At 52.8% G+C, this 25,298-nt stretch carries 26 protein-coding genes; 15 read left to right on the top strand and 11 right to left on the bottom strand.

Annotated features, from left to right (window positions below):
• Positions 1 to 87: 87 nt before the first annotated feature.
• The 5 genes from ACFE33_RS04415 to ACFE33_RS04395 form a co-directional block, all read right to left on the bottom strand.
• The gene (locus ACFE33_RS04415) at positions 88 to 471 is read right to left on the bottom strand and encodes a hypothetical protein (protein ID WP_380057443.1); all 384 of its coding nucleotides are present in this window, start codon (positions 469 to 471) and stop codon (positions 88 to 90) included.
• Between the two features lie 205 nt (positions 472 to 676).
• The gene (locus tag ACFE33_RS04410) at positions 677 to 2,083 is read right to left on the bottom strand and encodes a hypothetical protein (RefSeq protein WP_380057440.1); all 1,407 of its coding nucleotides are present in this window, start codon (positions 2,081 to 2,083) and stop codon (positions 677 to 679) included.
• A gap of 329 nt (positions 2,084 to 2,412) precedes the next feature.
• Positions 2,413 to 2,628: a helix-turn-helix transcriptional regulator gene (locus ACFE33_RS04405; RefSeq protein ID WP_380057437.1), complete on the bottom strand. Its 216-nt coding sequence runs from the start codon at positions 2,626 to 2,628 to the stop codon at positions 2,413 to 2,415.
• Positions 2,629 to 2,746: 118 nt separating this feature from the next.
• Positions 2,747 to 3,496 carry a hypothetical protein gene (locus ACFE33_RS04400; protein ID WP_380057434.1) on the bottom strand — a complete coding sequence of 250 codons (750 nt, stop codon included), beginning with the start codon at positions 3,494 to 3,496 and terminating at the stop codon, positions 2,747 to 2,749.
• Positions 3,493 to 4,668, bottom strand: coding sequence for a tyrosine-type recombinase/integrase (locus ACFE33_RS04395; RefSeq protein ID WP_380057433.1), 1,176 nt, complete (start codon positions 4,666 to 4,668; stop codon positions 3,493 to 3,495). The genes ACFE33_RS04400 and ACFE33_RS04395 overlap by 4 nt, the downstream gene beginning before the upstream one ends.
• Before the next feature lie 477 nt (positions 4,669 to 5,145).
• Here ACFE33_RS04395 and ACFE33_RS04390 point away from each other — a divergent pair, with 477 nt between their 5' ends.
• The 10 genes from ACFE33_RS04390 to ACFE33_RS04345 all read left to right on the top strand — a co-directional run bounded on the left by ACFE33_RS04390 (position 5,146) and on the right by ACFE33_RS04345 (position 14,338).
• Entirely contained in the window at positions 5,146 to 6,360 is a 1,215-nt protein-coding gene (locus ACFE33_RS04390; protein WP_380057430.1) for an ROK family transcriptional regulator, read from the top strand.
• Positions 6,357 to 7,640 carry a M20 family metallopeptidase gene (locus ACFE33_RS04385; protein ID WP_380057427.1) on the top strand — a complete coding sequence of 428 codons (1,284 nt, stop codon included), beginning with the start codon at positions 6,357 to 6,359 and terminating at the stop codon, positions 7,638 to 7,640. The genes ACFE33_RS04390 and ACFE33_RS04385 overlap by 4 nt, the downstream gene beginning before the upstream one ends.
• On the top strand, positions 7,637 to 8,689 hold the full coding sequence (locus ACFE33_RS04380; RefSeq protein WP_380057424.1) for a substrate-binding domain-containing protein: 1,053 nt from the start codon (positions 7,637 to 7,639) through the stop codon (positions 8,687 to 8,689). The genes ACFE33_RS04385 and ACFE33_RS04380 overlap by 4 nt, the downstream gene beginning before the upstream one ends.
• A gap of 133 nt (positions 8,690 to 8,822) precedes the next feature.
• A complete protein-coding gene (locus tag ACFE33_RS04375) occupies positions 8,823 to 9,077 on the top strand; it encodes a hypothetical protein (RefSeq protein ID WP_380057422.1) in 255 nt (84 codons plus the stop codon).
• A gap of 64 nt (positions 9,078 to 9,141) precedes the next feature.
• Entirely contained in the window at positions 9,142 to 10,095 is a 954-nt protein-coding gene (locus ACFE33_RS04370) for an ABC transporter permease (RefSeq protein WP_380057420.1), read from the top strand.
• A gap of 14 nt (positions 10,096 to 10,109) precedes the next feature.
• Complete coding sequence (locus ACFE33_RS04365; RefSeq protein WP_380057417.1) at positions 10,110 to 11,321, top strand: alanine racemase; 1,212 nt, start codon at positions 10,110 to 10,112, stop codon at positions 11,319 to 11,321.
• Positions 11,318 to 12,058: an ATP-binding cassette domain-containing protein gene (locus ACFE33_RS04360; protein ID WP_380057414.1), complete on the top strand. Its 741-nt coding sequence runs from the start codon at positions 11,318 to 11,320 to the stop codon at positions 12,056 to 12,058. Before ACFE33_RS04365 ends, ACFE33_RS04360 begins: the two co-directional genes overlap by 4 nt.
• 3 nt (positions 12,059 to 12,061) lie before the next feature.
• Positions 12,062 to 13,090, top strand: a complete 1,029-nt coding sequence (locus ACFE33_RS04355; protein WP_380057412.1) for an SIS domain-containing protein — start codon at positions 12,062 to 12,064, stop codon at positions 13,088 to 13,090.
• A gap of 115 nt (positions 13,091 to 13,205) precedes the next feature.
• Positions 13,206 to 13,712 carry a hypothetical protein gene (locus ACFE33_RS04350; RefSeq protein ID WP_380057410.1) on the top strand — a complete coding sequence of 169 codons (507 nt, stop codon included), beginning with the start codon at positions 13,206 to 13,208 and terminating at the stop codon, positions 13,710 to 13,712.
• A 26-nt stretch (positions 13,713 to 13,738) separates the two neighbouring features.
• Positions 13,739 to 14,338, top strand: coding sequence for a carboxymuconolactone decarboxylase family protein (locus ACFE33_RS04345; RefSeq protein ID WP_380057407.1), 600 nt, complete (start codon positions 13,739 to 13,741; stop codon positions 14,336 to 14,338).
• Here ACFE33_RS04345 and ACFE33_RS04340 read toward each other — a convergent pair.
• Positions 14,335 to 15,654 (bottom strand): aspartate aminotransferase family protein, encoded by a 1,320-nt coding sequence (locus ACFE33_RS04340; protein WP_380057405.1) that lies wholly within the window; start codon positions 15,652 to 15,654, stop codon positions 14,335 to 14,337. The two genes, ACFE33_RS04345 and ACFE33_RS04340, sit on opposite strands and share 4 nt — an antisense overlap.
• Positions 15,655 to 15,766: 112 nt before the next feature.
• Between ACFE33_RS04340 and ACFE33_RS04335 the strand changes: the two genes are divergently transcribed.
• The 4 genes from ACFE33_RS04335 to ACFE33_RS04320 all read left to right on the top strand — a co-directional run bounded on the left by ACFE33_RS04335 (position 15,767) and on the right by ACFE33_RS04320 (position 20,750).
• Entirely contained in the window at positions 15,767 to 16,630 is an 864-nt protein-coding gene (locus tag ACFE33_RS04335) for a MurR/RpiR family transcriptional regulator (RefSeq protein ID WP_380057402.1), read from the top strand.
• Positions 16,631 to 16,660: 30 nt separating this feature from the next.
• Positions 16,661 to 17,629 (top strand): TAXI family TRAP transporter solute-binding subunit, encoded by a 969-nt coding sequence (locus ACFE33_RS04330; RefSeq protein ID WP_380057399.1) that lies wholly within the window; start codon positions 16,661 to 16,663, stop codon positions 17,627 to 17,629.
• 83 nt (positions 17,630 to 17,712) lie between these two features.
• Complete coding sequence (locus tag ACFE33_RS04325; RefSeq protein WP_380057396.1) at positions 17,713 to 20,322, top strand: TRAP transporter permease; 2,610 nt, start codon at positions 17,713 to 17,715, stop codon at positions 20,320 to 20,322.
• Positions 20,319 to 20,750 (top strand): universal stress protein, encoded by a 432-nt coding sequence (locus ACFE33_RS04320; protein ID WP_380057394.1) that lies wholly within the window; start codon positions 20,319 to 20,321, stop codon positions 20,748 to 20,750. The genes ACFE33_RS04325 and ACFE33_RS04320 overlap by 4 nt, the downstream gene beginning before the upstream one ends.
• On the opposite strand, the gene ACFE33_RS04315 is transcribed toward ACFE33_RS04320, so the two are convergent.
• Together ACFE33_RS04315 and ACFE33_RS04310 are read right to left on the bottom strand one after the other, a co-directional pair.
• On the bottom strand, positions 20,747 to 21,397 hold the full coding sequence (locus tag ACFE33_RS04315) for an HAD family hydrolase (RefSeq protein WP_380057391.1): 651 nt from the start codon (positions 21,395 to 21,397) through the stop codon (positions 20,747 to 20,749). The two genes, ACFE33_RS04320 and ACFE33_RS04315, sit on opposite strands and share 4 nt — an antisense overlap.
• Before the next feature lie 27 nt (positions 21,398 to 21,424).
• On the bottom strand, positions 21,425 to 22,570 hold the full coding sequence (locus ACFE33_RS04310) for an alpha-D-ribose 1-methylphosphonate 5-triphosphate diphosphatase (protein WP_380057388.1): 1,146 nt from the start codon (positions 22,568 to 22,570) through the stop codon (positions 21,425 to 21,427).
• A 53-nt stretch (positions 22,571 to 22,623) separates the two neighbouring features.
• Here ACFE33_RS04310 and ACFE33_RS04305 point away from each other — a divergent pair, with 53 nt between their 5' ends.
• Positions 22,624 to 23,304, top strand: coding sequence for a DUF1045 domain-containing protein (locus ACFE33_RS04305; RefSeq protein WP_380057385.1), 681 nt, complete (start codon positions 22,624 to 22,626; stop codon positions 23,302 to 23,304).
• Here ACFE33_RS04305 and phnN read toward each other — a convergent pair.
• Genes phnN through phnK form a run of 3 tightly spaced genes read right to left on the bottom strand, consistent with a single transcriptional unit; the run spans position 23,268 to position 25,298 of the window.
• Positions 23,268 to 23,825, bottom strand: coding sequence for a phosphonate metabolism protein/1,5-bisphosphokinase (PRPP-forming) PhnN (phnN, locus tag ACFE33_RS04300; RefSeq protein ID WP_380057382.1), 558 nt, complete (start codon positions 23,823 to 23,825; stop codon positions 23,268 to 23,270). The genes ACFE33_RS04305 and phnN overlap by 37 nt on opposite strands.
• A complete protein-coding gene (gene phnL, locus ACFE33_RS04295; RefSeq protein ID WP_380057379.1) occupies positions 23,822 to 24,505 on the bottom strand; it encodes a phosphonate C-P lyase system protein PhnL in 684 nt (227 codons plus the stop codon). The genes phnN and phnL overlap by 4 nt, the downstream gene beginning before the upstream one ends.
• A gap of 10 nt (positions 24,506 to 24,515) precedes the next feature.
• Entirely contained in the window at positions 24,516 to 25,298 is a 783-nt protein-coding gene (gene phnK, locus ACFE33_RS04290) for a phosphonate C-P lyase system protein PhnK (RefSeq protein ID WP_380058654.1), read from the bottom strand.

Here is a 25,298-nt window from a genome sequence, read left to right as displayed (position 1 = left end):
AATAGTCCAGCTCTAGAGCGACCGTAATCTCGTGCAAATGTCCCACAGAATATAACACTTAACAGGCTGACTTAGCGATCCGCGCGATTAGAAAAGACGTGTCGCACTAAGTATTTTCAGCTTAACTTCCATGCTTTCGGCAGGCATTTGGTTAATCTCCGCACAATCCATTGCCCCACGCTCGCTCACATGACCTTGGGCCCCAAACTTATTCAAGACAACCAACTCGGAAACACTCGTCAAATCCTTTCCCGCAGCAGTCCACATACAAAATCCAGTCGTCAGCACGGCCGAGTAGGCTTCCTCGGTAATTTTAGCTTGGGGAAGTAACACGTTAAGGGTGTCATCTCTGAACTCAACACTTGTAGGCTGCCACATCACAAGAGCCTCCTCGGCGTCCTGCTGAACGCCGGCAAATGCGTTACATGTGATTAAGACTGTAATGATCGATGCGACAATGATGTTTCTCATAATGCCCCCCATCGAACTACGATTTCTAACTCAATCTCTCTTAATCGTGATGACGCCTATATATATGAAATTAAACAATATCTATCCCTCACATTTAATGCAACCGGCTGCAAGAACCTTGAACAAAGCGATCCATTTACGGCAGACTAGGACAATGGCTACGCCGCCAAGGAACCGCCAAAACAATACCTTCACCGCAAGGGTATTACGTTGGTCGCCTTCTTCTGCGACTTGATAGATTAGTATGCAATACGTGACGATCAACTGCCCCATTCTCAGAAAATAGGCGCAAATGAGTATCGATCAGGAGCGGGCTTCCACTAAGTTGCGGTATCCACGATGAAGTTTCGATGAATTCCGCCATTTCCGCGTTGATATCGGTAATGCTCGGAAAACCGTTAGCAAAATCTAGCAGGATTTTCCAAAGCTCGTAGCACTCTGCCTCATAGTCCACCTGCTCAGGGCATGCCACAAGCTGGGCTTCAAAATTTTTCTCATGCCGCACAAGGCGGCTTGTTAAACTTTCCCGGCTCGTTAGCCCTATGCCAATTCTCTCCCCATCTTCCCTGTGGCAATATCCAAGAAAGTGCGTTTCACCATCTGCATCGGCTCCTTCAGGCGTGTGCAACGTCAGAGGACCAAAGGAGCACCGACCCAAGCATTCGGCCAAGGTATTCCTAATCATCCGGTTAGCTTCTTCGTCGCGGCTAGCAATCAAAAGATTGTCAAAGCAAACGATGACCTGAACATCCTCATTTAGAGGCAATGTCTTTAAACATTCATTCAGGTGCCACGCTAGTATGCCGGGCGAAGCCGGAGAGCCTTGCATAAGTCCCCTCGGTCCTCTGGTGTTGCCACTATTATTATAAGTACTAGAACCAATAACTCTATAGTCCTGTATACCAATATTCCTATTGTCCTGTATCATTGAATTTACCGGCATTGCCCTATACGGCATTTCCGGAGATGCCCCTTTCATAGCATTCAGAGTTGTGTTTTGTGCTTGGAATGAGAAGTGGTCGGATCGTGTATCAAGTGAATTGGCGATCACATCGCGGGGAAGTGGGAGCTCGTAAAGCGCTTGTAAGTTAAAGCTGTCATAACAATCCGAGATGTCAGTTTGCCAAAGCGTTGTGAGCCCGTCTCTCTGGAGTTCCTGAATTCGTTGCGCCGCATCTTCGCGGCCAAAACTTTTTACGCCGAACATATTTGGATGGCGGTTAAATTCTGCGTCTAGCAACGACTTGATCATGTGATGTTTTGCGGTAAGTTCTGAAGGCAAGTCGCAGATCATTCGTCTCCCGCCGCTTTTCTTAGGTTTGAAATATGTTTCTATCCGATGCTCTTGCGCGGATTTCAGGTTTAGGCCCTCAGCTCGGCGATAGGTCGCATCGCGACCACATCTTCCTTTAAGCGATTTGATGATCGCCGCGCGCTTCAGCTTGGGGTCGCGCAAGAAGGATCGCTGGATTTCATGGCGTCGCTTCCCATTCATACGGTTCTCCACGAGCTTGCGACAGTGCGCAGCATAATACCGCGCCAATCCGTCTTTCTCTGCGCGCCATTGCGCTCTACGAGTATATTTTTCAAAATTGCCGCTGAGATTATTCATGGAACGCTATCTTTCTGAAGTTGCCTTTAATTTCTGCTTCGGGCGCATTTATTAAGGTCGCCTTTTGTGTTCACAGTCCGCCCAATAATATTACTATGGTGAACTCGAAGAGCCCCTCGCGATCGGTGCAACCGGCTGCAACCTTGGTTTTCAAACCAATCTCAAGGCTACGTAGCTACGATTTCTGTAAAGTCGTGTTTTGCAAGAGCATTCCCTAGTAGAGAATTGACAACTCCAGTCTTGATTTGACGGATCGAAAGTTCCAGCCGGACATCAGAACATTGCGAAGCATATACTTTGCTCCAGCTGGAAAATTTCCGACTTAACTATCAGTGTAGTGAAGAGTTTTCAGGCCTACTAATCCCGGCCACGGCAAAACAGGCAATTGCCTGGTCGACATCTTCCAAAGCCCAAAGAGATCTAGAACCGACCTTAATTGGCTTTGGAAATTGGCCACTAGCAATTAGTCGATATACGGTACTGCGGCTTACCGGGAAGCTTTCTAGCAGCTGATTGAGAGTGAGATACGTATGGCTGGCTGGCATGTTACATCCTGAGATTGCATGGAATTTATACAATCAGAAATACCAACTCGAACTAGATCAGCAATTCTTTCCATTGGACATAGCTCAGCGTAGTCCAAAGGAAAGAGTTCACGCTCATTTACTTGTCTTGACGGCGGAGATTGCGCTGACTGCGCGCTTCGCAGGTCTCTCGCTCGAACCGTTTTCGGTTGGCGTCGATATCATTAGTACCATTACCAGTTCGAGAACCGAACCCGAGTGCGGTTGCATGCACCACAGCTGAGTACGCCGTAGGAAATTTTGAGTGCGGTTCATTCATCAAATCATCAATTTTATTAAATAATTCGTCATTCCGTAACTGATTATCTCTAATATGCTTCTGTCTTGTAGCTTCTCCTCCATTGTGTGATCCGGCACGCATGGTTTCTAGTTTAGCGAAGTACTTTTCGCGGAACTCAACTTGTTGATAATCCCTGCCTGCTTGGAAACCGCTTTCCAACACAAGCCGCACAATATCTTGAAGGATTTCTGGATCTTGAAAGATTTCTGGATCTTGAAGGTTATCTGGAATTTTTTCTATAGCGGCAAACGCGCTATGAAGATTTTCATGTACAATATGCATAATCAGGGGTTTAGAATATGCTTCGCCTTCGGCATCCGCCACCAGTTGAGCTTCTTCGAAAACATCTTCAACCAATATGGTCGTCTTCGGCAACTCATCTAGTAATGATACTAGGTATTGCGTAAATTCCAAAGGGCTGAACTTACTGAAATCTGTGCCGGCCTCGATACTTAATTCGGGGCCCTCATTCATCAAATCTACCACATTCTCCGGGGTCCACTTACTTTGCCTAACGGAAATCGCTTTCTTCAAGTCGTCAGCGCTCATTTATTCCGCCCCCCCAATTGCACATCTTTCCCAGAAACATACTTCGCCCAGCGCTCCATGAGCACTCTTCTTTGTTCCAAAAAATCCGTCCTCCTATAGGCCCGTTCAACTTTATTGCCCGTTTCATGCGCGAGTGCCATTTCGGCGACCTCGCGAGGAGTTTCTGTGGCCTCCGCGCACCATGTACGAAAGCTAGATCTAAAGCCATGCGGCCTTGAATTCATTCCCCTACGCTCCATCAAACGAGACATCGTGGCATCTGAAATTACACCTTTACGAACACTTGGGAACAAGAACCCGCCTTTCTCAAACATCATAGATTGCTCAATGAGGCTTTGGGCTTCAGTTGAAAGTGGAACATGAAACTCCTTATTGGTCTTCATCCGAACCGCCGGGATAATCCATGTATCTTCGTGCAATTCATCCAGATGCATGAACCTCAATGATCTTGAGCGCACTGCTGTCAGGATGAGTAATCGAAATGCAATGTTTGTTACCGTTTCATCAGAGAGGCTGTCATAAAAATCAGGCACTTCGGTCCAAGGTAACGCCGAAATATGTTTACGTACCTGGCGAGACTTACCTAGCAGGGCCTTCGCTTTCATCGTGGCCTGTAAGTCTACATCAAGCCCCATTGCCGCGCCGTAGCGAAAAACAATACCAAGTCTATTCATAGCTTTTTTCGCTGTTTCACCTTTGGTATGCCAAATTGGGGCCAAGGTATTCTTAATATCTTGCTGATCTATCTCTTCGATAGGCATCTGCCCCAGCCTTGGCAAAACATGCAACTCCAAAGGCGAGAACCATCGCCCAGCCTTCCCATCTTCTTTCAGCTCAGCTTTTCGGGCGCTAAATGTCTCTATTGCTACATTTTCAAGTGTATAAGACATAGTTGACGCTTGGCGTCGCAATTTCTCGCGCTCTTTGATTGGATCCCTTCCCTGTCGCGCGACTGCACGCCACTTAGCCGCCTCACTCCGAGCCTCACTTAGAGAAACTAAAGACATCGCCCCCAACCCCATTTCTCTTCTACGCCCGTATACATGTACTCGCAAAAACCAATTACCACTGTCGCCACTCTTTTTATGAAGCCAGAGCCCCCCACCATCAGAATATTTCCCTGGCAAGGCATTCTTCACTTGCAGAGATGTTAGTTTATTTAGCGCTGGCATTGACCCACCCTCTGACCCACCTTTTATAGTGAGAAAGTGTGAAACATTCTGCGACAACATGAAACATAAAATATTCATAACAATCCATTTTCATTGAAATAAAGATATTTCATGACACGGCTTGACACGGAATGGTTCATGACTTCGAGGCACTCCGGCAGCACCATAACTCTCTCGCAGATTTCAGCTCAACACACCGTCCGATCGGGGCGACTTTTCGAGTGCGATATCTCCAACGCAGAGCAACTAAACCCTTAGCTGGTCATGAGTACGATTCGCCCTGCAGCTAGCAAAGTTGCGGCGTCAGATGGCAGCTATTCCGTCGAATACAATGGAAGAGAATTCACGCACACAGCCTCAGGCACTAAGGAATCTAAAGCTTTGGGCGTCATTTCCTGCATGTCAGAGCAAAGTATTTGTTGACAGAATGCTGCAAACATATTTAGTTCGGAAGCAGAACGAACTAAAAGGCGCGCCATGGCTATTCAATCAAAAATCTCCCGTCGGATGTCTCAAAGCGCGATTATTCAAGCTATAGCGAACTATGGTCCGATTTCTCGGGCAAGCGTTTCCAAGATGACAGGTTTGTCGAAGCAAACGGTGTCAGAAATCGTTGCGAACCTTGAAGATGATGGCTGGGTGCGCACCGTTGGGCAAACTGAAGGACACATTGGCAGACGCGCCGTTGTATACGAGATTTCTCCAACCGCAGCGACCATCGCTAGCGTGGATCTCGGTGGAACAAAAGTACGCGTTGCACTCTGTGATCTTACTGGCGTCGTTCTTTCAGAATTTGTTGAGGCAACCGCCGCAGCGGGTGGAAGAGATGTCTTGCAACAAATCGCGCGAATGGTTCGTTCTATTGCATCGTCCGATGGTAATTCCTTTGCGGACCTACACGTCGCCGTTATTGGTGTGCCGGGTGTTCTGGACCCATCGAGCGGCGGTATTAAGTTGGCACCAAATATTTCGGGCATTGATCAGCTTGATTTCGCGGACGAACTTCGAACGCTTTTGGATGTCGAAGTGTTTGTCGAAAATGACGTGAACCTCGCGGCCCTCGGCGAACACTGGATGGGAAGTCGCGGAGAGAACGAAAATCTTGCCTATATCTCGATCGGAACCGGTATTGGGTCTGGGCTTGTTCTCGGCGGCTCGCTTCTACGGGGAAGTTCTGGTGCGGCGGGCGAAATAGGCTTTCTTCCATTCGGAGCTGACCCATTTGAAGCGCAAAGCTTAAAGGTTGGAGCCCTAGAGCGAAGAACCGCAACCGATGCCATAATTGAGGGATACCTCGCTCGGTCAGGAAAGCAGAAATCTGTACTCGAAATTTTTGATGCTGCAACTGCCGCCGATCAAGACGCGCTGAATACACTTAACGATGCGGCTATTCAGATCGCGCGTGCTATCGTAGCCATTGTTGCTGTCATTGATCCTACTACTGTGGTCGTTGGCGGCTCAATTGGTGCTCGTGACGAACTTCTTGAACGGATTATTCATCACGCGGAACGCTGCTACCCCCGCCCCATTGAGATCGTGAAATCACGTCTAGGCAATCATGCAGCATTGGCAGGTGGTGCGGCAGTCGCCCTATCACACCTCCACGTATCTCTGTTCGCAGAAGGGCAAAAGGGAGCCGAAATCTCCGTTCCGGCGCCAAAAATCGAAGCTTTCAAAGCGAAAATGTCATGAAGCATCCCGACCTCCTCCAAGAACTTCTAGCAGTTCAAAACGATACCGACGACACAAACCTTCTTAAAGAAGCCTTGGCGATAGAAAGCGTAACCGGCAATGAAACCCCGTTCGCGGAATTCTTGGGCGTACAGCTCCGAGCGTTACAACTTTCTGTCGAAACTGGCTCGTTCTTAAAGGGGCGTAAAAACGTTTGGGCGGCGCATCAGGGCGTAGCGGACCAACCACGGCTTATGTTCGTGGGTCACACGGATACTGTACACGTTCGCGGTTGGGCAGAGCATTGGAAAGACGATCCGCGTTCGGACGCCTTTGCGGGCATTGAGCGGGACGGTCATGTCTGGGCACGCGGAGCGAGCGACCTCAAAGGAGGGATTTGCGCCGCGATCGCAGGGCTGCGCCTTCTTCAGACGGCTGGATATGAGCCCTTGGGCGGAATTACCTTTGCCTTCATCGGCGACGAAGAAAGCGGAGAACCCGGCACAGGCGTTAGTGCAGGCGCGAAAGATCTGGTCAAGCGCGTGGAGGCGGGGCAAATCAAAAAGCCTGATTTTGCGGTCTATGTCGAACCTACCAATCTAGACGTTTACACCGCACAAATCGGCTTCTTCATCGCCGATATCACGCTCACTGGCAAATCCGCCTACTTCGGCACGCCCGAACTTGGCATTGATGCGTTCAAAGCCACGCACGCGGTTCTTTCGCAAATCTGGGAACATGAAAGCGAGCTTTCTTCTGGCCCTGCCCATGACCTTGTCGGGACATCGTCGATACTCGTCACAGGGATGGAGGGAGGCGGCTATATTGCCGTGCCAGGCGAATGCAAACTGTCATTGATCCGCAAACTTCGCCCTGGCGAAGATCTCGATAATGCTGTGAGTGCGTTTGAAGCAGCGCTCTCCAAAGCAGAGTTGGCAGATGGCGTTACTCTAACGATTGATTACCCTGCGGGCCGCGATCACAAGTTTGGCGGATCTCCAGTTGAAATTTCGACGTCGGATCCCGGCGCATTGTTGATGCAGGACTGCGTAAAACGTGCCCTACCCGATTCTGGCAACATTGGCGGTGCGCCTTACTGGTCGGAATCACCATTCCTGATCAATCAAATCGGCTGCCCCGCAATCTATTGCGCGCCTGGAGATATCGCGGTCGCGCATACCTACGAAGAGCGGATCGAGGTCGCAGAATACCTTGCCGCAATCCGTGCGAACGCCTTGTTTATGGCTGAATTTTGCGGCGTCCGAAGAAAAAACCAACAACCAACAGGAGAAATATCATGAACAATCTAAAACTGAGCATTGCGAGTGCGATGCTGCTTGCAGCTTCAAATACAATGGGCTTTGCCGAAACCACTGGACCCAACGGCGAGACAGCAACGCCTTCTTCGGCCGTTGTCGTAAGCGATGAGCAAGTCGCCGCGGTTAAGGCCGAGGGTTACACTGCGGCGTTGTTGTGGCACGATCAATCGGATTTCGTGAACGCGGTAACCGCAGGGGCCAGCGACGAGTTTGAACGCCTTGGCATCGAAATTGTCGCAGAAACAAGCGCAGGTTTCGACGCCGCCAAGCAACGCAGCGACATCGAAACGGCGATGACCAAAGAGCCCAATATCATCCTGTCGCTCCCACTCGATCCTGTGACTTCGGCTGCGGCCTTTCAAGAAGCGAAAGAGGCTGGCGTAGCCCTATCCTTCCTGTCAAACCTGCCTGCTGGTTATGAGCACCCCGCGGATTATGCGGCCATCGTCACTGACGATCTCTTTCAAATGGGCAAACAAGCAGCCGATGCACTTGCGGCTTCCATGGGCGAGCAAGGCACCGTTGGCTGGATTTACCACGACGCGACCTACTACGTGACAAACCAGCGCGATAATGCGTTCAAAGCTACTATAGAGAATGACTATCCCAACATCTCTATTGTCGCCGAGCAAGGCATCAGCGACCCAGCACGCGCCGAAGAAATCGCAAACGCAATGTTGCTCAAGAACCCAGATATCGGCGGCATCTATGTAACTTGGGCTGGTCCTGCCGAAGGCGTGCTTGCCGCTCTGCGCGCTAATGGCAATAAATCAACCAAGCTCGTGACGCTCGATTTGTCTGAGCCGGTCGCATTGGACATGGTTCGCGGCGGAAACGTCGTAGCGATTGTTGCGGACGAAGCTTATGAACTTGGCCGCGCGATGGCTGCATCTGCTGTACTTGATCTTCTTGGTGAGGACGTGCCCGCTTTTGTTGTTGCGCCAGCAATCACCGTAAATGCCGAAAATGTCGCAGAAGGATGGAACACTTCCCTGCACGTTGACGCGCCTTCAAGCCTAACAAGCAACTAACTCAACAATTTGGCGGGCCGAACATTGGCCCGTCACCGCCCAAAAACAATCAACCGACATATCAGGCAATAAGAACGCCACAAGGCGCAGCCGAACACCTCTATGCAACTTTCACATTAATTGGGAAACCACGATGACTAAGACCTTGAAATCACACGGCTTTTCATCATCTTTCGTCTCCCAACATTGGCAACTGCGGCTATCGCCCAGTGGTGCCACACGGCTGCTCTCGTTTGGCACGAGCTTCTTAAACGGTCCAATGCAGTCGTATGCTGAGCGATGGGCGAGCTTTCGTGAGCATTCGGTCGATCTGTTCTCGGTTGTCGAAGGCTGGAACCAATCCCTGCATATGGATCTCCCTGCGACAGTCTTGGAAGCAGCGAAATAACAATCCTCCCAGGTGGGCCGCCTCAGCGGCTCGCCAACACTCAATTCTCTAAAGGATGCTGGCGATGTCACAGGCCCTAGAAAAAATCAAAAAATTCGATCTGCAGCAAAGCGTGCTTTACATCGGCTTCCTTGCGATCTTTCTGTTCTTTGCAATCACATTGCACGACGACGGTTTTCTGACCTCGCGAAACCTAACCAACATCGTGCTGCAAACTGCTCCCGCTTCGATCATGGCCATCGGTTTGGTGTTCGCACTGTCCGCTGGCGAGATTGACCTTAGCTTCGGCTCTATCGTCGCGGTTTCGGCGCTATCGGCCGCTGTCGCGATGCAAAACTACCCGATGGTCGTGGGGGTGATGGTCGGCCTTGGAGTCGGAGTTGCGATTGGCGCCTTCAATGGCGTACTTGTGGCTTATCTGCGTCTACCTTCGTTCTTGGTCACGCTTGCGACCATGGGCCTGTTCGCGGGGATCGCGCGTTCGATGACCGATCTGCGATCCATTCCCGTTCTCAATGATAGCTTCACCGGATTTTTTGGCTCAGGAAAGTTCCTGTCGATACCTTCGCTCGTGATCTGGACCGTTGTTGCCGTCGCAATTGGCCATATTGTTTATCGAAACACCAAATTCGGCGCACATGTTTTGGCGGTGGGCGACAATGCGCGCGCGGCTCAGGTTTCTGGAATTAAGGTGCCGCGCGTTCGCCTCTATGTTCTGACACTCTGCGGAGCAACCGCTGGGCTCGCTGGCCTTCTCTATGCTGGTCGTCTTCAGGCCGCGAAATATACGCTCGGTGAAAGCGATCTGATGATTGTGATTGCCGCTGTGATCGTCGGCGGCACCGCACTGAACGGCGGCAAAGGCTCCATTATTGGCGCGCTCATCGGTTCACTCTTGATGGGAATGTTGAACAACGGCCTGATCCTGATGGGACTCGAGGTCTCGAACCAGATGATTGTGCGTGGCCTTATTATCCTCTTGGCAGTCGCTGTATCGCTACGCGACACCAGCCGTTAATCGGAGAAAACATTATGTTCTTAGATCTCTTAATGCGGCGGAACCCGCAGTTTATCGAAGCCGCAATGCACCTGCACCAAAGCGGGAAAATCCCGGCCAATGCCTATGTGCTTGATCTCGATACCGTCGAAGAAAACGCGCGTATCTTTCAGGCCGAGGCCGAGAAACACGGTCTGACGACTTTTGCTATGACCAAGCAAGTCGGAAGACACTCTGGCTTCTGCGAGGCTGTTATGGCTGGCGGGATCGACCGATCCGTTGCTGTGGATATGGCCTGCGCTGTCGCTTGTGATCGTGCTGGATTAAAAACCGGTCACCTTGGTCATTTGGTACAGGTTCCTTCCAGAGAGGCGAATTTCGCCGCCAGCAAGTTGCGCCCCGACTTCTGGACCGTGTTTTCCGACAGAAAGGCAAAAGAAGCCGCCGAGGCCGCACACAAAGCGGGTCGGGTTCAGAACCTATTGGCACGCATTCAAACGCAGGGGGACACATTCTATCGAGGCCACGAAGGCGGCTTCGACGCAGAAGATATCGTCGCAGTGGCAGATCGACTTGACGCGCTCGAAGGCGGCGCATTCGCGGGCATTACAACCTTTCCAGCCCTCCTGTTTGATCAGGAAACACGCAAGGTTATTCCGACACACAACCTACAGACGCTCAATCGTGCAGCAGAGGCACTTACCAAGGCTGGCCGCACCAACCTTGAAATCAACGCGCCCGGTACGAACTCGGCCGTTATGCTTGCTGCGCTTGCAGAAGCCGGAGCAACTCAATGCGAGCCAGGAAACGCGCTTCATGGCACGACGCCGCTACACGCAGTCGAAGACCTTCCCGAAGCTCCAGCTGTCCTCTATCTTTCGGAGGTTTCGCATCATCACAATGACAAAGCTTATTGCTTTGGCGGTGGCCTCTATATCGATCCGGTTTTCCCGAAGTATCAGGTGAAAGCACTTGTTTCGCCCACACCGACATCCAACAGCGCCGCTCTACGCAATGTGGAAATTCCTGATTACTCCGCAATAGACTACTACGCGATGATCGACGCAGACCGTCCTGAACAACTTGCGACAAATGACACAGTTGTTTTCGGTTTCCGCGGACAGGCCTTTGTCACCCGTGCCCTCATTGCCGGCGTGCGCGGCGTCAAATCCGGCAATCCACATGTTACTACAATTGAAAACGGCTTTGGCGACCCCGTCGCTTGGCCGGGGAGCTATCAGGCATGACCAACCAATCACCCGTTCTAGAACTCACGAACATTCACAAATCCTTTGGCGGTGTTGTGGCGATCCAGAACTTTTCTCTGGATCTAAAGGCCGGCGAAATTGTTGCACTTGTTGGAGACAACGGCGCAGGCAAGTCAACGCTCATCAAGATCATCTCGGGCGTCTACAAGCCGACAAAGGGCGAAATCAATATCGACGGCGAGACAGTGAATTTTTCCGACGCAAGCTCCGCCCGCACGCGTGGCATCGAAGTCGTCTATCAGGACCTCGCCCTCGCCGACCAACAGCCTGTCTATATGAACATGTTTCTTGGGAGGGAGCTGACGAAAAAACCTTTCGGTCTGCTCGATAAGAAACGTATGCGCCGCGAAAGTCAGGAACTTGTGGATGAACTCGACGTTAGAATTCCATCTGCCAGCTCGACTATTCGCGACCTCAGCGGCGGCCAGAGACAAGGCATCGCAATCGCGCGATCTGCCCATTGGGCCAGCAAACTGATCCTTCTGGACGAACCAACGGCCGCGCTTGGTGTCGCCGAGACTGCGCGCGTAGAAGAGCTCATCAAATCCCTCAAAGCGCGCAATCTTGCGATCCTCATCATCAGCCACAGCCTCGATCAGGTATTTAGATTGTCCGACAGAATTTGCGTGCTTCGCCGCGGCCAACAAATCGGTGTCCGAAATACCGCAGAAACCGACAAGAACGAGATTGTTTCTATGATCACTGGGGTAAATTGATCAATGACTGTGCATCAAACCCATATGGCACGCGAAATCGCCGAGATTCCGGCTATGTTCGAACGACAGCTCAGTGAGGGGCTCGAACAATACTTCGAGGTTGGTGCAAACCTTCGCGCAAGTAATCTGAATGGCTTTGTGACTTGCGCGCGCGGCACGTCTGATCACGCCGCAACATTCTTCAAATACCTGATGGAAACACGAACCGGCCTACCGGTTGCCTCACTTGGTCCATCGCTTGCCTCGGTTTACGAAACACAGCTCAAACTCAACGGTTTTGGCTCGATTGCATTTTCTCAGTCAGGCGGCAGTCCCGACCTTACGAAACTGCAAGCCGCCGCCAAAGAGGGCGGTGCAAAAACAGTTTCTATCTTGAACGTCGTAGAGAGCCCCCTTGGCTCCGCATCCGATACGGTGTTGCCCATCTACGCGGGTCCCGAAACTGCTGTTGCGGCAACCAAATCCTATGTTGGAATGCTATTTGCTTCTTTGGGGATTTTAGCTGGTTTCAACAACGATCAACGCCTGATGGCGTCGCTCTTCGATTTGCCCGAACTCGCGCGCTCAACGCTGAACGCTGACTGGAGCGCAGCCGCAATTCCGTTTGCTCGATCAGGCTCCATGTTCTGCGTCGGCAGAGGTCCTGGATTTTCGATCGCGGCAGAAGCCGCATTGAAGTTCAAAGAAACCTGCCGTTTTCACGCCGAGGCCTACTCTGCCGCGGAAATGCTGCATGGCCCCGTTGCCATCGCGGGAGATCAATTTGCCGCTCTGCTTTTCTCGTCGGATGGGCCAGCGTCGGTATCGTTGAATGCGGCCCGGCAAAAATTGCTAAAACAAGGCGCATCCGTATTTATGACTGGCGAAGCGCATGAAACCGGTGTTTTGTTTGTGCCAAAGGCCCGCCACGAATTACTCGATCCATTGCTTCAAGCCATCGCGTTTTATCGTTTTGTCGAAGATCTTTCCTTGCGCTTAGGGCACAACCCCGACGCCCCTACGGGATTGTTGAAGGTTACTGAAACACTCTGAAGAACCACAGCAATATCAGCGTAAGGCTTCGCACGGTGCACTCCGTTCAATCAAAGTCCGAGTACCCGCCACAAGGCGGGTGGACACTCGCTAGGTTCCTCGGCAATGTTGAACGATGCGCGTTGGTGATCAGATCGTCGTAAACGACAAAATGCAGAGCGACTATTGCTATGAATTGGTCGAAAAGACGGGCCAAGGCTTTGATCCGGCATTCAAGCCTCATTTCACCCCGAAACAGATGCTAGAGATGGGAGTGTTTGAGGGGCGATATATGAATGATTGCACCCAAGAATTTCCCGACAATTGGTTCGAAAACGCGAAAACGAACGCCAAGGCAGACCCCGAAATCAACTACTTTGGCATCAAGAGCCGTCAGCCGCTTGATGTTTGGCAAAAGAAGGGCTGGATTTATGGCCCAGACCCGCGCGGGTGGTTTCAATGGTATTGCCGTTATTATCTCGGCCGCCGCATCCCAGATATTGACCAAATTCAGATCAAGCGCTGGAAGGGTTTTGCCCGCCACGCTGGCCAGATTAAGGCGAATTGCCATCCGGGCGATATCTACTGTCGCCCGAAACAACGTCAGGCCCTCTTGCAATGGGCCTACGATCCGATGATTTGAACAGGCATATGCCCAAAGGAACAGACATGCCCAACGATAACGTTTCTCCGCTTCCAGTCGAGCACTGGGCGCCCTCACTCGCGGATATTGCCGATGATATGAACGGGGCTCCGATCAATGTTCATAAGTTGATGGCGAACAACCCCGAGTTGCTCAATGCATGGTGGAATTTCCGCAACTATTCCGTCAATGGCGGCACGCTTGGCCCCCGCTTGGGAGAACTGGTAATTCTACGAGTCGGTGTGCAATTGGCGGCGTGGTATGAGTGGGGTTCGCATGTTGATCGCTCGCTCAAATGCGGGCTCAGCATGGGGGAAATCAATTCCGTTGCCTGCCGCGAGATCGATCCCGACTGGCCCGCACCAGAGGCCGCACTTCTACAAGCCGTCGACGACCTGATCGAGACGCACCAGATATCGCCGCAGGTTCAAGACGAGCTATCAAAGCATTTTGAAATTCCACAAATCATGGACATTATCGCGATCCACGGGATGTACGTCATTCTCGGCTGTATGATCAAAACGTGGGGACTTGAGCTAGACCCCGAAGTGGCAGAACGGATCGCGCCACACACTTCGGAAGAACAATTCAACCAAGCCACAAGGGACTTCCACTCTAACAGCTAAAGGTGGCGATCAAAGGCGATTTGCAGCTTGGATATGATCTCGTCGATGTGACTATCCTCAAGAATAAACGGTGGCGCGAGAAGGATATGATCGCCACGGACGCCATCAATTGTGCCGCCCATAGGGTAACAGAGTAACCCTGCCTCAAACGCCGCCTTCTTGAGAAGTTTGTTCTTTGCCTCCTCAGGCGCGAAGGGTTCTTTGGTCTCGCGGTCCTTTACAATTTCAAGTCCACGAAACAGCCCCCGCCCCCGAATATCGCCGATATGCGGATGTTGGCCAAATGCGTCCTCAAGCGCAGATTGCAGCCGGTCCCCCATCAAACGCGAACGCTCGACGAGGCCCCCTTCTGTCAATTTGGTAAGCACCGCCAGCGCCGCTGCGCTCGCCGTAGGGTGGCCAATATAGGTGTGCCCGTGCTGAAAGAACCCACTCCCAACTTCGATCGCGGCATAAATCTTGTCCGTGCAAAGCATCGCGCCAATCGGTTGATACCCCGCCCCAAGCCCCTTGGCGATAGTAATGATATCAGGGCGAACCGCATCATGTTCACAGGCAAAAAGCGTACCGGTACGCCCCATGCCGCACATGACCTCGTCCAAAATAAGCAGCACGCCGTATTGATCACAGATTTCACGGATGCGTTTGAAATACCCCTCCACCGCAGTAACCGCGCCCGCGGTCGCACCGACAACAGGCTCGGCCACGAAGGCAAGGACACTTTCGCCGCCCAATCGCTGTATTTCTTGCTCAAGCTCATTTGCGACACGCTGGCCGTATTCGTAGACACTCTCGCTTTCTTGGCGACCTCGATACTCATAGCAAGCCGAAATATGGCTGGTTTGCACCAGTAGCGGTGAGAACTGCGCGCGGCGCCATTCGTTGCCGCCCGTCGCCAGCGCTCCGAGCGTATTGCCGTGATAGCTCTGCTTGCGCGCAATAACGTGGCGGCGCTCTGGCTGGCCAATCTCAACGTAGTACTGCCGTGCGAGCTTGAGTGCTGCCTCGACCGCTTCGGAACCACCAGAAACCAAATAAACGCGGTCAATCCCGTCCGGCGCGTGTTCGATCAGTTTGTCGGCGAGTTGCTCGGCAGGTTCAGATGTGAAAAAGCTGGTGTGCGCATAGGCGATTTCGTCGAGTTGCGACTTGATTGCCGCTGTAACTTGCGCATCTCCATGCCCTAAACATGAAACCGCCGCACCGCCCGAGCCATCCAGATACTGTCGCCCCTCGGTGTCATAGAGATACACACCCTCCCCCCGCGCAATCGTTGGATTGTTGGATTTGGTGTGCCGCGGAAAAACATGAGACATAAGGCTATCCTTCTCAGAGCCTGCTAACCGCGCCCTTGAAACATATGAATCGGAAGTTGACAATAGATGAAACAAATGAAACCCTTCTTTGTATTAATTCTGGGGATTTGATTTGCAGCAAAGCTTTGAACAGCGCTTGGCGTCTGAATATCAGGCTCTGAGCACCAAATTAAGGCTGGCGGCGGACTATGTGGTCGACCACCCCGTTGATATTGCGACCAGAAGTCTGCGCACGATCTCTAAGGACGCATCGCTCTCTCCTGCTACATTTTCACGAATGTCACGCGCGCTGGGATATTCAAACTACGAAGAACTTCGCGACGTCATGCGTGCCTCAATCGGTCAGAAAAAAGGTTCGTTCACCGACCGTGTAGACCGTCTTCAGCAAGAGCATGGCCAAGGCCAGCAGGATTTTCTAACCAGTCATTTCCTTGCATGCTCGGACAATCTTCAATCTCTTGGCGACAGCATTGACCGCCGCTCCCTTGAACAAGCGGTTGAGCATTTGCACAAAGCACGTCATGTTCTGGTAGTGGGTGCATTAGGGTCCACCGGCATCGCCGAACATATGAATTACATGGCAAATTTTATTAGTGATAAATGGTACTTAGTTGGAAGAATGGGTGCATCCCTTGCAAGCGGACTGGTAGGAATCAGCGATCAGGACGTAATTATTATAATGACCAAGCCGCCTTTCGCGCGGCAATCAATCGCGGCCGCAACAGAAGCGCGCGAGCAAGGGGCCTATGTCATCGTCATAACCGACACGCATTCATGTCCTGCCTTGGCACATGCCAACGTGAGCTTTATCGTACCGACGGACAGCTCGCATTTCTTTTCGTCATATGCCGCGACGCTGGCATTGACAGAAACAATGATCGGGATGCTCGCTAGCCGTGGAGGCTCCGCTGCGCGCGACCGCATCGCAATCGTTGAAGACCGAACGCATCGTCTTGGAGAAGTCTGGGACGGTTAACAAATTGGTAAACATCAAAGGGAGAAAAAGATGTATACAAAAATGAAACTATCATTGGCTGCTGCGGCCATGGGCGCTCTGCTTGCCCCAACGGCACAAGCTGAAGAGTTCATCACAATCGGCACTGGTGGCGTAACGGGTGTTTATTACCCAACTGGTGGCGCGATCTGTCGCCTGGTCAACAAAGGCCGCAAAGAGCACGGCATTCGCTGCTCGGTCGAATCCACTGGCGGTTCGGTTTACAACATCAACACAATCCGCGAAGGCGAGCTTGAGTTTGGCGTTGCACAATCCGACTGGCAATACCACGCGTTCAACGGCACATCCCAATTCGAAGAGGCTGGCCCCTTCGAAGGACTTCGCGCTGTGTTCTCTGTTCACCCAGAGCCATTCACAGTCGTCGCACGTGCGGACGCTGGCATTTCAACATTCGATGACCTCAAAGGCAAACGCGTAAACATCGGCAACCCAGGTTCCGGCCAACGCGGCACGATGGAAGTTCTCCTGGAAGCCAAAGGCTGGACAACAGACGACTTTGCGCTTGCAACCGAGCTCAAAGCCGCAGAGCAATCCGCAGCTCTTTGCGACAATCAGATTGACGCAATGGTTTACACAGTTGGGCACCCGTCCGGCTCAATCCAAGAAGCGACAACCGCATGTGACTCTGTGCTTGTGACTGTAGGCGGTGAAGCAGTTGAAGGCCTTATCGCTGACAACCCATTCTACCGTACAGCGACAATTCCAGGCGGCATGTACCGTGGCAATGACGAAGACGTCCAAACATTCGGTGTTGGCGCAACATTCGTTTCTTCGACCGACGTTTCCGAAGAAGCCGTTTACACTGTTGTGAAATCCGTCATGGAAAACATTGAGGACTTCAAAAAGCTACACCCTGCGTTCGCAAATCTCGACCCTGCGACAATGGCAACAGCTGGTCTATCTGCACCGCTACATGACGGCGCTGCGAAGTACTACAAAGAACAAGGTTGGGTTGAGTAATAACGACTCCAACAGGAGGGGCGCTCGTCGCCCCTCCGACACAATAATTAAGGGCCAAAAAGCGCCCATCAGGGGAGATGAACATGGTTGATAAATCAACGGAAAGCCGCGGTCTCAGCGAGGAAGAACTTCAGGAACTCGTTACATCTTCGGACTCTGGTTCGCGCAGCCCCGAGGGTGGCGTTGGCATTCTCCTCGCGGTAGTCGCCGTTGTTTGGTCCCTGTTTCAGGTACTCCTCGCATCCCCGATTTCAAATTACGTCCTACCAGGCGATGTAATTAATAACTCTCGTCAAATTCACTTGGCCTTCGCGATATTCCTCGCGTTTATGGCCTATCCAATGCTCAAATCCAGCCCTCGAAGCTATATCCCGATCCATGACTGGATCATGGGACTACTGGGAGCGTTCATCGCGCTATACGGCTTTATATTCTATCAGAAAATCGTCGCTGCTGGTGGTCTCGCAGATGATGTAGATAAGTGGTTCGCACTTGTTGGGCTATTGCTTCTGTTTGAAGGCGCACGACGCGCGCTTGGCCCCGCGATGGCCATTATCGCCACTATTTTCCTTGCTTACGTGTTCTTTGGCTCATCCGAATGGGTGCCAGATGTTATCCGCTGGAAAGGCGCGTCTCTCAAGAAAGCCATGAGCCATATGTGGATCACTTCTGAGGGGGTCTTTGGTATCGCGCTTGGGGTTTCCACCAAGTTTGTGTTCCTATTCGTTCTGTTTGGCGCCTTGCTGGATAAGGCTGGCGCGGGGAACTACTTCATCAAAATGGCGTTCGGCGCGCTTGGCCACCTCAAGGGCGGCCCCGCCAAAGCGGCGGTTGTTGGCTCTGCAGCAACTGGCCTTATCTCTGGCTCTTCTATCGCGAACGTTGTTACAACCGGTACCTTCACCATTCCCCTTATGAAACGCGTTGGTTTCTCGTCAGAGAAGGCAGGCGCGGTTGAGGTTGCTTCTTCGGTGAACGGTCAAATCATGCCACCCGTTATGGGCGCTGCTGCGTTTCTGATGGTTGAGTATGTAGGCATCTCATACGTCGAAGTTATCACGCACGCGTTCTTGCCCGCCGCGATTTCCTATATCGCGCTGGTCTATATCGTTCACCTCGAGGCCGTTAAGAACAACATGCCGACCCTTGGTGACCGCGTCGTTTCCATGGGGCGGACCATTGCGGGAATGGCCGCGTTTTTTGTCGGCTTTGCCGCGCTTTGTTATGGCGTTCAGTATCCTGTTCGCTGGATCACATCCGCCATTCCGGGGATGTCCGCAGAGGTCCTGTCGCTCCTGATTGCGCTGGCATATGTGGCGCTTCTTTGGCTTGCGGCGCAAACACCAGACCTTGAGCCCGACGATCCAAACGCCGAGGAGGTTACACTCCCCGTTGTTTCCGAAATCTACAAGTCTGGGCTGTATTTCCTGCTGCCGATCATCGTGCTTGTTTACTTCCTGATGATTGAACAGAAATCGCCCGGCTTATCGGCATTCTGGGCAACGCTTCTGCTCTTTGTCATCCTGCTTACACAACGTCCGCTTAAGTCCATCTTCAGGGGCGAGAACCAAACCGCGAATGCGTTCCGCGAAGGTGTTATCGACCTGATCCAAGGGTTGATCGACGGCGCACGCAACATGATCGGCATCGGCCTAGCAACAGCAACCGCTGGCGTGATTGTAGGCACGGTAACGCTTACGGGCGTCGGACAGGTTATGGCGGATCTGGTTGAGTTCCTTTCTGGTGGCAACCTCATTGCGATGCTTGCCCTCGTTGGCCTGCTGAGTCTTGTGCTTGGTATGGGGCTTCCGACGACTGCGAACTACATTGTTGTTAGCTCACTCATGGCGGGCGTGGTTGTTGAGCTTGGTGCCCAAAGCGGGCTAATCGTTCCGCTCATCGCGGTGCATCTATTTGTGTTCTATTTCGGGATCATGGCCGACGTTACGCCTCCAGTTGGCCTTGCCAGTTTTGCGGCGGCGGCCGTTTCTGGTGGCGATGCTATACGAACCGGATTCGTCGCGTTCTTTTACTCGCTTCGTACCATCGCGTTGCCGTTCGTGTTTATCTTCAATACCGATCTGTTGCTGATAGATGTTACACTGATGCAAGGCATTCTGGTATTTGCTATGGCCTCGATTGCGATTCTTGTTTTCACCGCCGGCACAATGGGGTGGTTCCTTACCAAAAGCCGCATCTATGAAAGTGTCGCATTGGTACTGATCGCGTTCATGCTGTTCCGTCCTGACTTTGTTATGGACCGCATCCAGCCGCCGTTCAAAACTACCGAGCCAACGGAATTCGTTACCGCATTGAACGACGCGCAGGTGGGCGACGAGTTGCGCGTGGTTATCACCGGTCCCGATTTTGATACTGGTGATACCAAGGACACCACGCTCCTGATCAGCGTAGACACCGAGGGGACGGGCGATGAGCGCCTAACCGCGACGGGCTTCATACTTCTCCCCGAAGGCGACGTGATGAGAATGGACGAACCTTCGTTCAGCTCGCCCTACGCCGACAATCTGAGCAGCTTTGATTTCTATCTGGACGAACCTGTCTTTATCTCAGAAGTCAAAGCCCCCGCCCAGCAAATGGCCAAAGAGCTTGTTTATATCCCCGCTCTTATCCTGCTGGCATTTATCGTCTTGCTACAAAGAGCACGCATGACACGCGAAGGAGTACCAGCATGAATAATTTCGTTCTATGTGCCGTCGACGTCAGCGACATCGATTCAGATGCGGACGTTCTCAAGACTGCCGCGCATTTGGCAGAAATGGATGGGGCGCAATTGGATGTCATTACGGTTCTGCCCGACTTTGGCATGAGTCTTGTTGGTGGGTTCTTTAAGGAAGGGCATCAGGACAAGATGGTCAAGATAGCCAAAAGCCATCTTGATGCCTTTACCGAAGCTCACCTAACACCAGAGCAAAACGCCAAAGTGCGCCATGTTGTGACAATCGGGAAAACCTACGAAGAGGTTCTAAAGGCGGCCAAGAAAACCAACGCCGACCTCATCGTTGTTGGTGCTCACAAGGCCGACATCAAGGATTATCTTCTTGGGCCGAACGCAGCACGGATCGTGCGCCACTCCAAGTGCTCGGTTTTCGTGGTCCGCTAAATCAAGCTAACCATCTTCGCGCCCTCAAGGATGGAGGGCGCGATTGTATGCCCCAAGGCGCACACTTCATCACTCGGTAGGTTTATGTCGGGCACCTGAACCACCCGAGCGCCAGACGCGTGCGCTGCGCGCGTTCCCGGATCAGAATCCTCAAATGCCACACATTCATCCGCACGAAGCCCAATCGTTTGCGCCGCCATTACATAGATATCGGGGGCGGGCTTAGCGTGCACAACTTGATCGCCACCCGTCACGGTTTCAAAAAACGTTAGTAGCCCTGCCATTTCTAGGTGCACCTGTGCGACGAGCGTTTGGCTCGAGGTCGCTACCGCGCATGGCAGCCCCTTCCCTTTCAGGTTTTCAAGCAATTCTTGAACGCCAGATTTAACGGGGATACCTGCGCCGCTTCGCTTGCGAAATGCCGCGTCCGCTTCGCGCAGAAAATCAGCGAGCAGATTGTCATTCGCGATTTCGCTCGCAAGGATAACTTCGCACTCTTTGCGCCTCACTCCGATGAGGCTTAGCAACACTGGCTCGATATCCCCAAGCGAATGCAAACTGGCAGAGTGCAGGTAGCAATCCAAAATCAATCGTTCTGTGTCCAGCAGAAGCCCGTCCATATCAAACAATACACCGCGCGGCTGCATAATGGCTCCGATCCGGGCGCGTCGCCCTTAGCTAACTTGCCGCCCTTCAGACCATACTCCGCGCACGATGGGAATGCCCGAAAGCATCTTAAATCGACAGATATCTGCACGTTTACCTGCAGCGATCGTGCCGCGATCCTCTAATCCAGTGCGTGCAGCTGGGGCAGCGGTAACCGTCGCCATGCCACGGCTCATGTCGCCCCACAGTTCGCCAAGTTGAACGGCCGCAAGTAGCAGCGCCGCTGGGACATAATCCGACGACAGGATATCCAGCAAATCGAGATCCGCGAGTTCCCTCGCCGCGACATTCCCCGAATGCGACCCTCCGCGCACCAGATTAGGCGCCCCCATAATTACGCTAACGCCGACATCATGACATGTCCGCGCTGCCTCCACCGTCGTTGGAAATTCGGCAAGCTGCACTCCATGATCCGCCGAAACACGCACCTGCTCGCAGGTCGTATCATCGTGGCTGGCAATCGTTGCGCCAAACCGTTTGGCGGCGGCGACTGCGGCTGCTTCGTGCGCTTGGCCATGCTTCTCCTGAAGAGAATAGAGATGCTCAACATGCGCTGCGAACTCATCCGGTCGCAACCCTCGCTTGGAACACACATAATGCTCGAACTTAGCCATATCGCGAAACTGCCGCTGCCCCGGCGTGTGATCCATCAGCGAAACAATTCCCACGCGATCACCCGCGCCGAATTCGTCCAGTTCTTGGGGCAAGGTTTCGGAACATATCTCCGCACGCAGGTGGAGATGGTGGCTTATTCGCAAGGCTCCCGCGTCCCGCATCCGCAATACCTCGGACGCAAGCTCACGCGCATACCTTCCCGTTTTATGAGATGAATCAGAGATAATGGAGCCAACACGAACCGCATCAAAAACAGTCGTAATACCCACCCCTGCAAGCTCTGCATCATGTGCCACAATAGCGGCCTCATGCGGCCAATCGACGGCAGGCCGTGGCGAAATATGACGCTCGAGGTTGTCGGTATGCAGCTCAATCAGCCCTGCGCAAACATAATCCCCCTCACAATCAATCGCCCCATTCGGAACGGATTGGCCCGTCATTACTTCCTCAATTTTGCCGCTGTTAATAACGAGCGCGCCTGCGACCACTTCATTGGCTAAAACCACTTGTGCGTTCGCTAGGATTATGGGGGATGTCATAGAAGTGTTATCCTGTGATGTAATAGAGAACCAATTCCCAAGGAGGCTCTAGAATGTTTAATCGTTTCGGCATCTACATGACACCAGAGGTGGAGAGCTTTGCCGAATTGGGCGCTTCTTGGCTTGGATGGGATTTGGCAGAGGGCAGCGCGGTGGATTTCCCCGCACATATGGCCGAAACGCTCTGTGTCACTACGATGGTGCCGCGCAAATACGGCTTTCATGGTACGATAAAGCCTCCGTTTCATCTTGCCGACGGCACGACATATGATGCGCTCGTCATTGAGGCCTTGCGCCTTTGTGCGACGCTCAAGCCGGTTACAATCGAGGGATTGCAAGTAGAACAAATCGGTAATTTTCTGGCGCTGGTTCCGTCTGGAAACTTGGCCCCGCTCGCGGATTTGGCCGCTGCGGTTCTTCAGGAGTTGGACGTATTTCGCGCCCCACCCAGCGACGACGAACTGTCGCGAAGACGCAAGGCCAACCTCACGCCGCTTCAGGAGACAAACCTCAAAAATTGGGGCTATCCCTATGTTCTGGAGGCGTTCAAGTTTCACATAACTCTGACTGGACCGATCGAACCCGACCAAACCTCCACGCTCATCAGTATGGCACAATCGCATTTCGCAGACCATCTGGAGCGCCCGATCACCATCGAGGCCCTTACATTGGTTGGTGAGGCTGGAGACGGTCGTTTTCATGCGCTGCACCGCATGCCGCTGTCGGAAAAATAGTGATCCATTATTTCCGTCACCACCGCATCAATCGCGCGGTCATTGCTAAACTCAGCGCAGGATATACCTTCAGGCATCGCAGGTGCGACGCGCTCTAGGCGGCTAAGGATTTGGGTCTCGGTTTCTCTTCCACGCTTGGCTAACCTTGTGGCGAGGACCTCCCTTGGCGCGGTGAGCGAGAGCACCTCAAACCGCTCAAATTTCTCAACTGCAAGCGCCAATATGTGACGCGATAGATTAACCAACACGTCCCGTCCTTCGGCGAGGTTCGCATTCACTTCAACAGGTATTCCATAGCTCAAACCATGCGCGGTCCACCAAAGCGCGAAGGCCCCCGCCTCCGCCATTTCCGCGAACTCGCGGTCGGTTGCCTCGAAAAAATCCTCGCCTCCGGCATCCTCCGCGCGCGTAATGACACGCCGCGCAACAACGACACCAGAGCACCGCCGTGCGATCTCCGCCATCACGGTGTCCTTGCCCACGCCAGACGGCCCGACAACCCCAATCAGCCGCCCCGTCATGCGGCGCAGATCGGCGTGAATGCCGCTACATCAATTGTTCGGTCACAAACTTGGGCGCGGGCCTCTGCATCGTGGAAAATGCCCATAATCGCGGCGCCGCGGGCCTTGGCCTGAAGGATCAAATCCAACACCACGGCACGGTTTATGGGGTCCAGACTGGCCGTTGGCTCATCAAGCAAGAGAACCGGAAAAGGGTGCGCGAAGCCGCGCGCGATGTTCACCCGCTGTTGCTCGCCACCTGAAAATGTCGTCGGGCTAAGGGTCCATAAACGCTCGGGAATATTCAGAAGCGTCAATAACTCTTGAGCGCGGGCCTTGGCTTGCTCTTCGGGCACCTTAAGCGCAAGGAGCGGTTCGGCCACCACGCTCAGGGTCGGGACGCGCGGAACAACGCGCAGGAACTGGCTCACGTACCCTAAGCTCTCGCGGCGAAGTTTTAGGATTTCGCGTGGGCGTGCCTTGGCAATATCGATGCCATCCACCCAAAGCTCTCCGCTCTGCACCAAATAGTTCCCGTAAACCATGCGCATCAGCGTGGACTTTCCCGCACCGGATGCCCCAGCAAGGGCTACGCATTCGCCCTTTGCGACGATTAAACTTGCGTCGCGCATCACGGGGATTACCGCGCTATCTTGGTTGTGAAGGGTGAAATCCTTGGTGACATTCTTTACTTGTATCATTGCTTTGCCCCTAAACCTGAAGAACCGAACTAACCAAGAGTTGTGTGTAAGCGTGTTGTGGATCATCCAGCACTTGATCGGTCAGCCCCGTTTCGACAACATGCCCGTCCTTCATCACCATCAGCCGATCAGCGAGCAATCGAACCACGGCAAGGTCGTGCGTGACGATAATCGCGCTCAAGTCCATTTCGCGAACCAAGCCACGCAGCAAATCAAGCAATCGTGCTTGTACGCTTACGTCCAATCCACCCGTTGGCTCGTCCATAAACACAAGGCGCGGCCCCGTAACCAAATTGCGCGCGATCTGAAGGCGTTGCTGCATACCGCCCGAAAAGCTCGTGGGGCGATCATCTACGCGATCAGGTTGAATTTCGACACGGCCAAGCCAATCAATCGCCTGCTCTCGAATATCGCCATAGTGACGCGAGCCAATTGCCATCAAACGCTCGCCAACATTTCCGCCCGCACTTACGTTCATACGCAATCCATCGCGCGCATGTTGATGCACGAACGCCCAATCTGTGCGCGCCAGAACGCGCCTTCCGGATTCAGACATCCTGCAAGTGTCCTGTAACGCACCCTGCCCCGTATCAAAAAGCACCTCACCCGTATCGGGTGTCAAATGTCCTGCTAAGCAGTTAAGAAGCGTCGACTTCCCCGACCCGCTCTCACCAACGATCCCAATAACTTCGCCTGGGAAAAGATCGAAATCGACAGCGGCACATCCGATGCGGTCGCCGTAATGCTTCGCAACATTTCGAACAGAAAGCAGCGGGGTCGTAATTTCATCCAT

Source organism: Falsihalocynthiibacter sp. SS001 (assembly GCF_042445055.1).
Lineage (GTDB): Bacteria > Pseudomonadota > Alphaproteobacteria > Rhodobacterales > Rhodobacteraceae > Falsihalocynthiibacter.
This window is presented reverse-complemented; position numbering and strand designations above follow the sequence as displayed.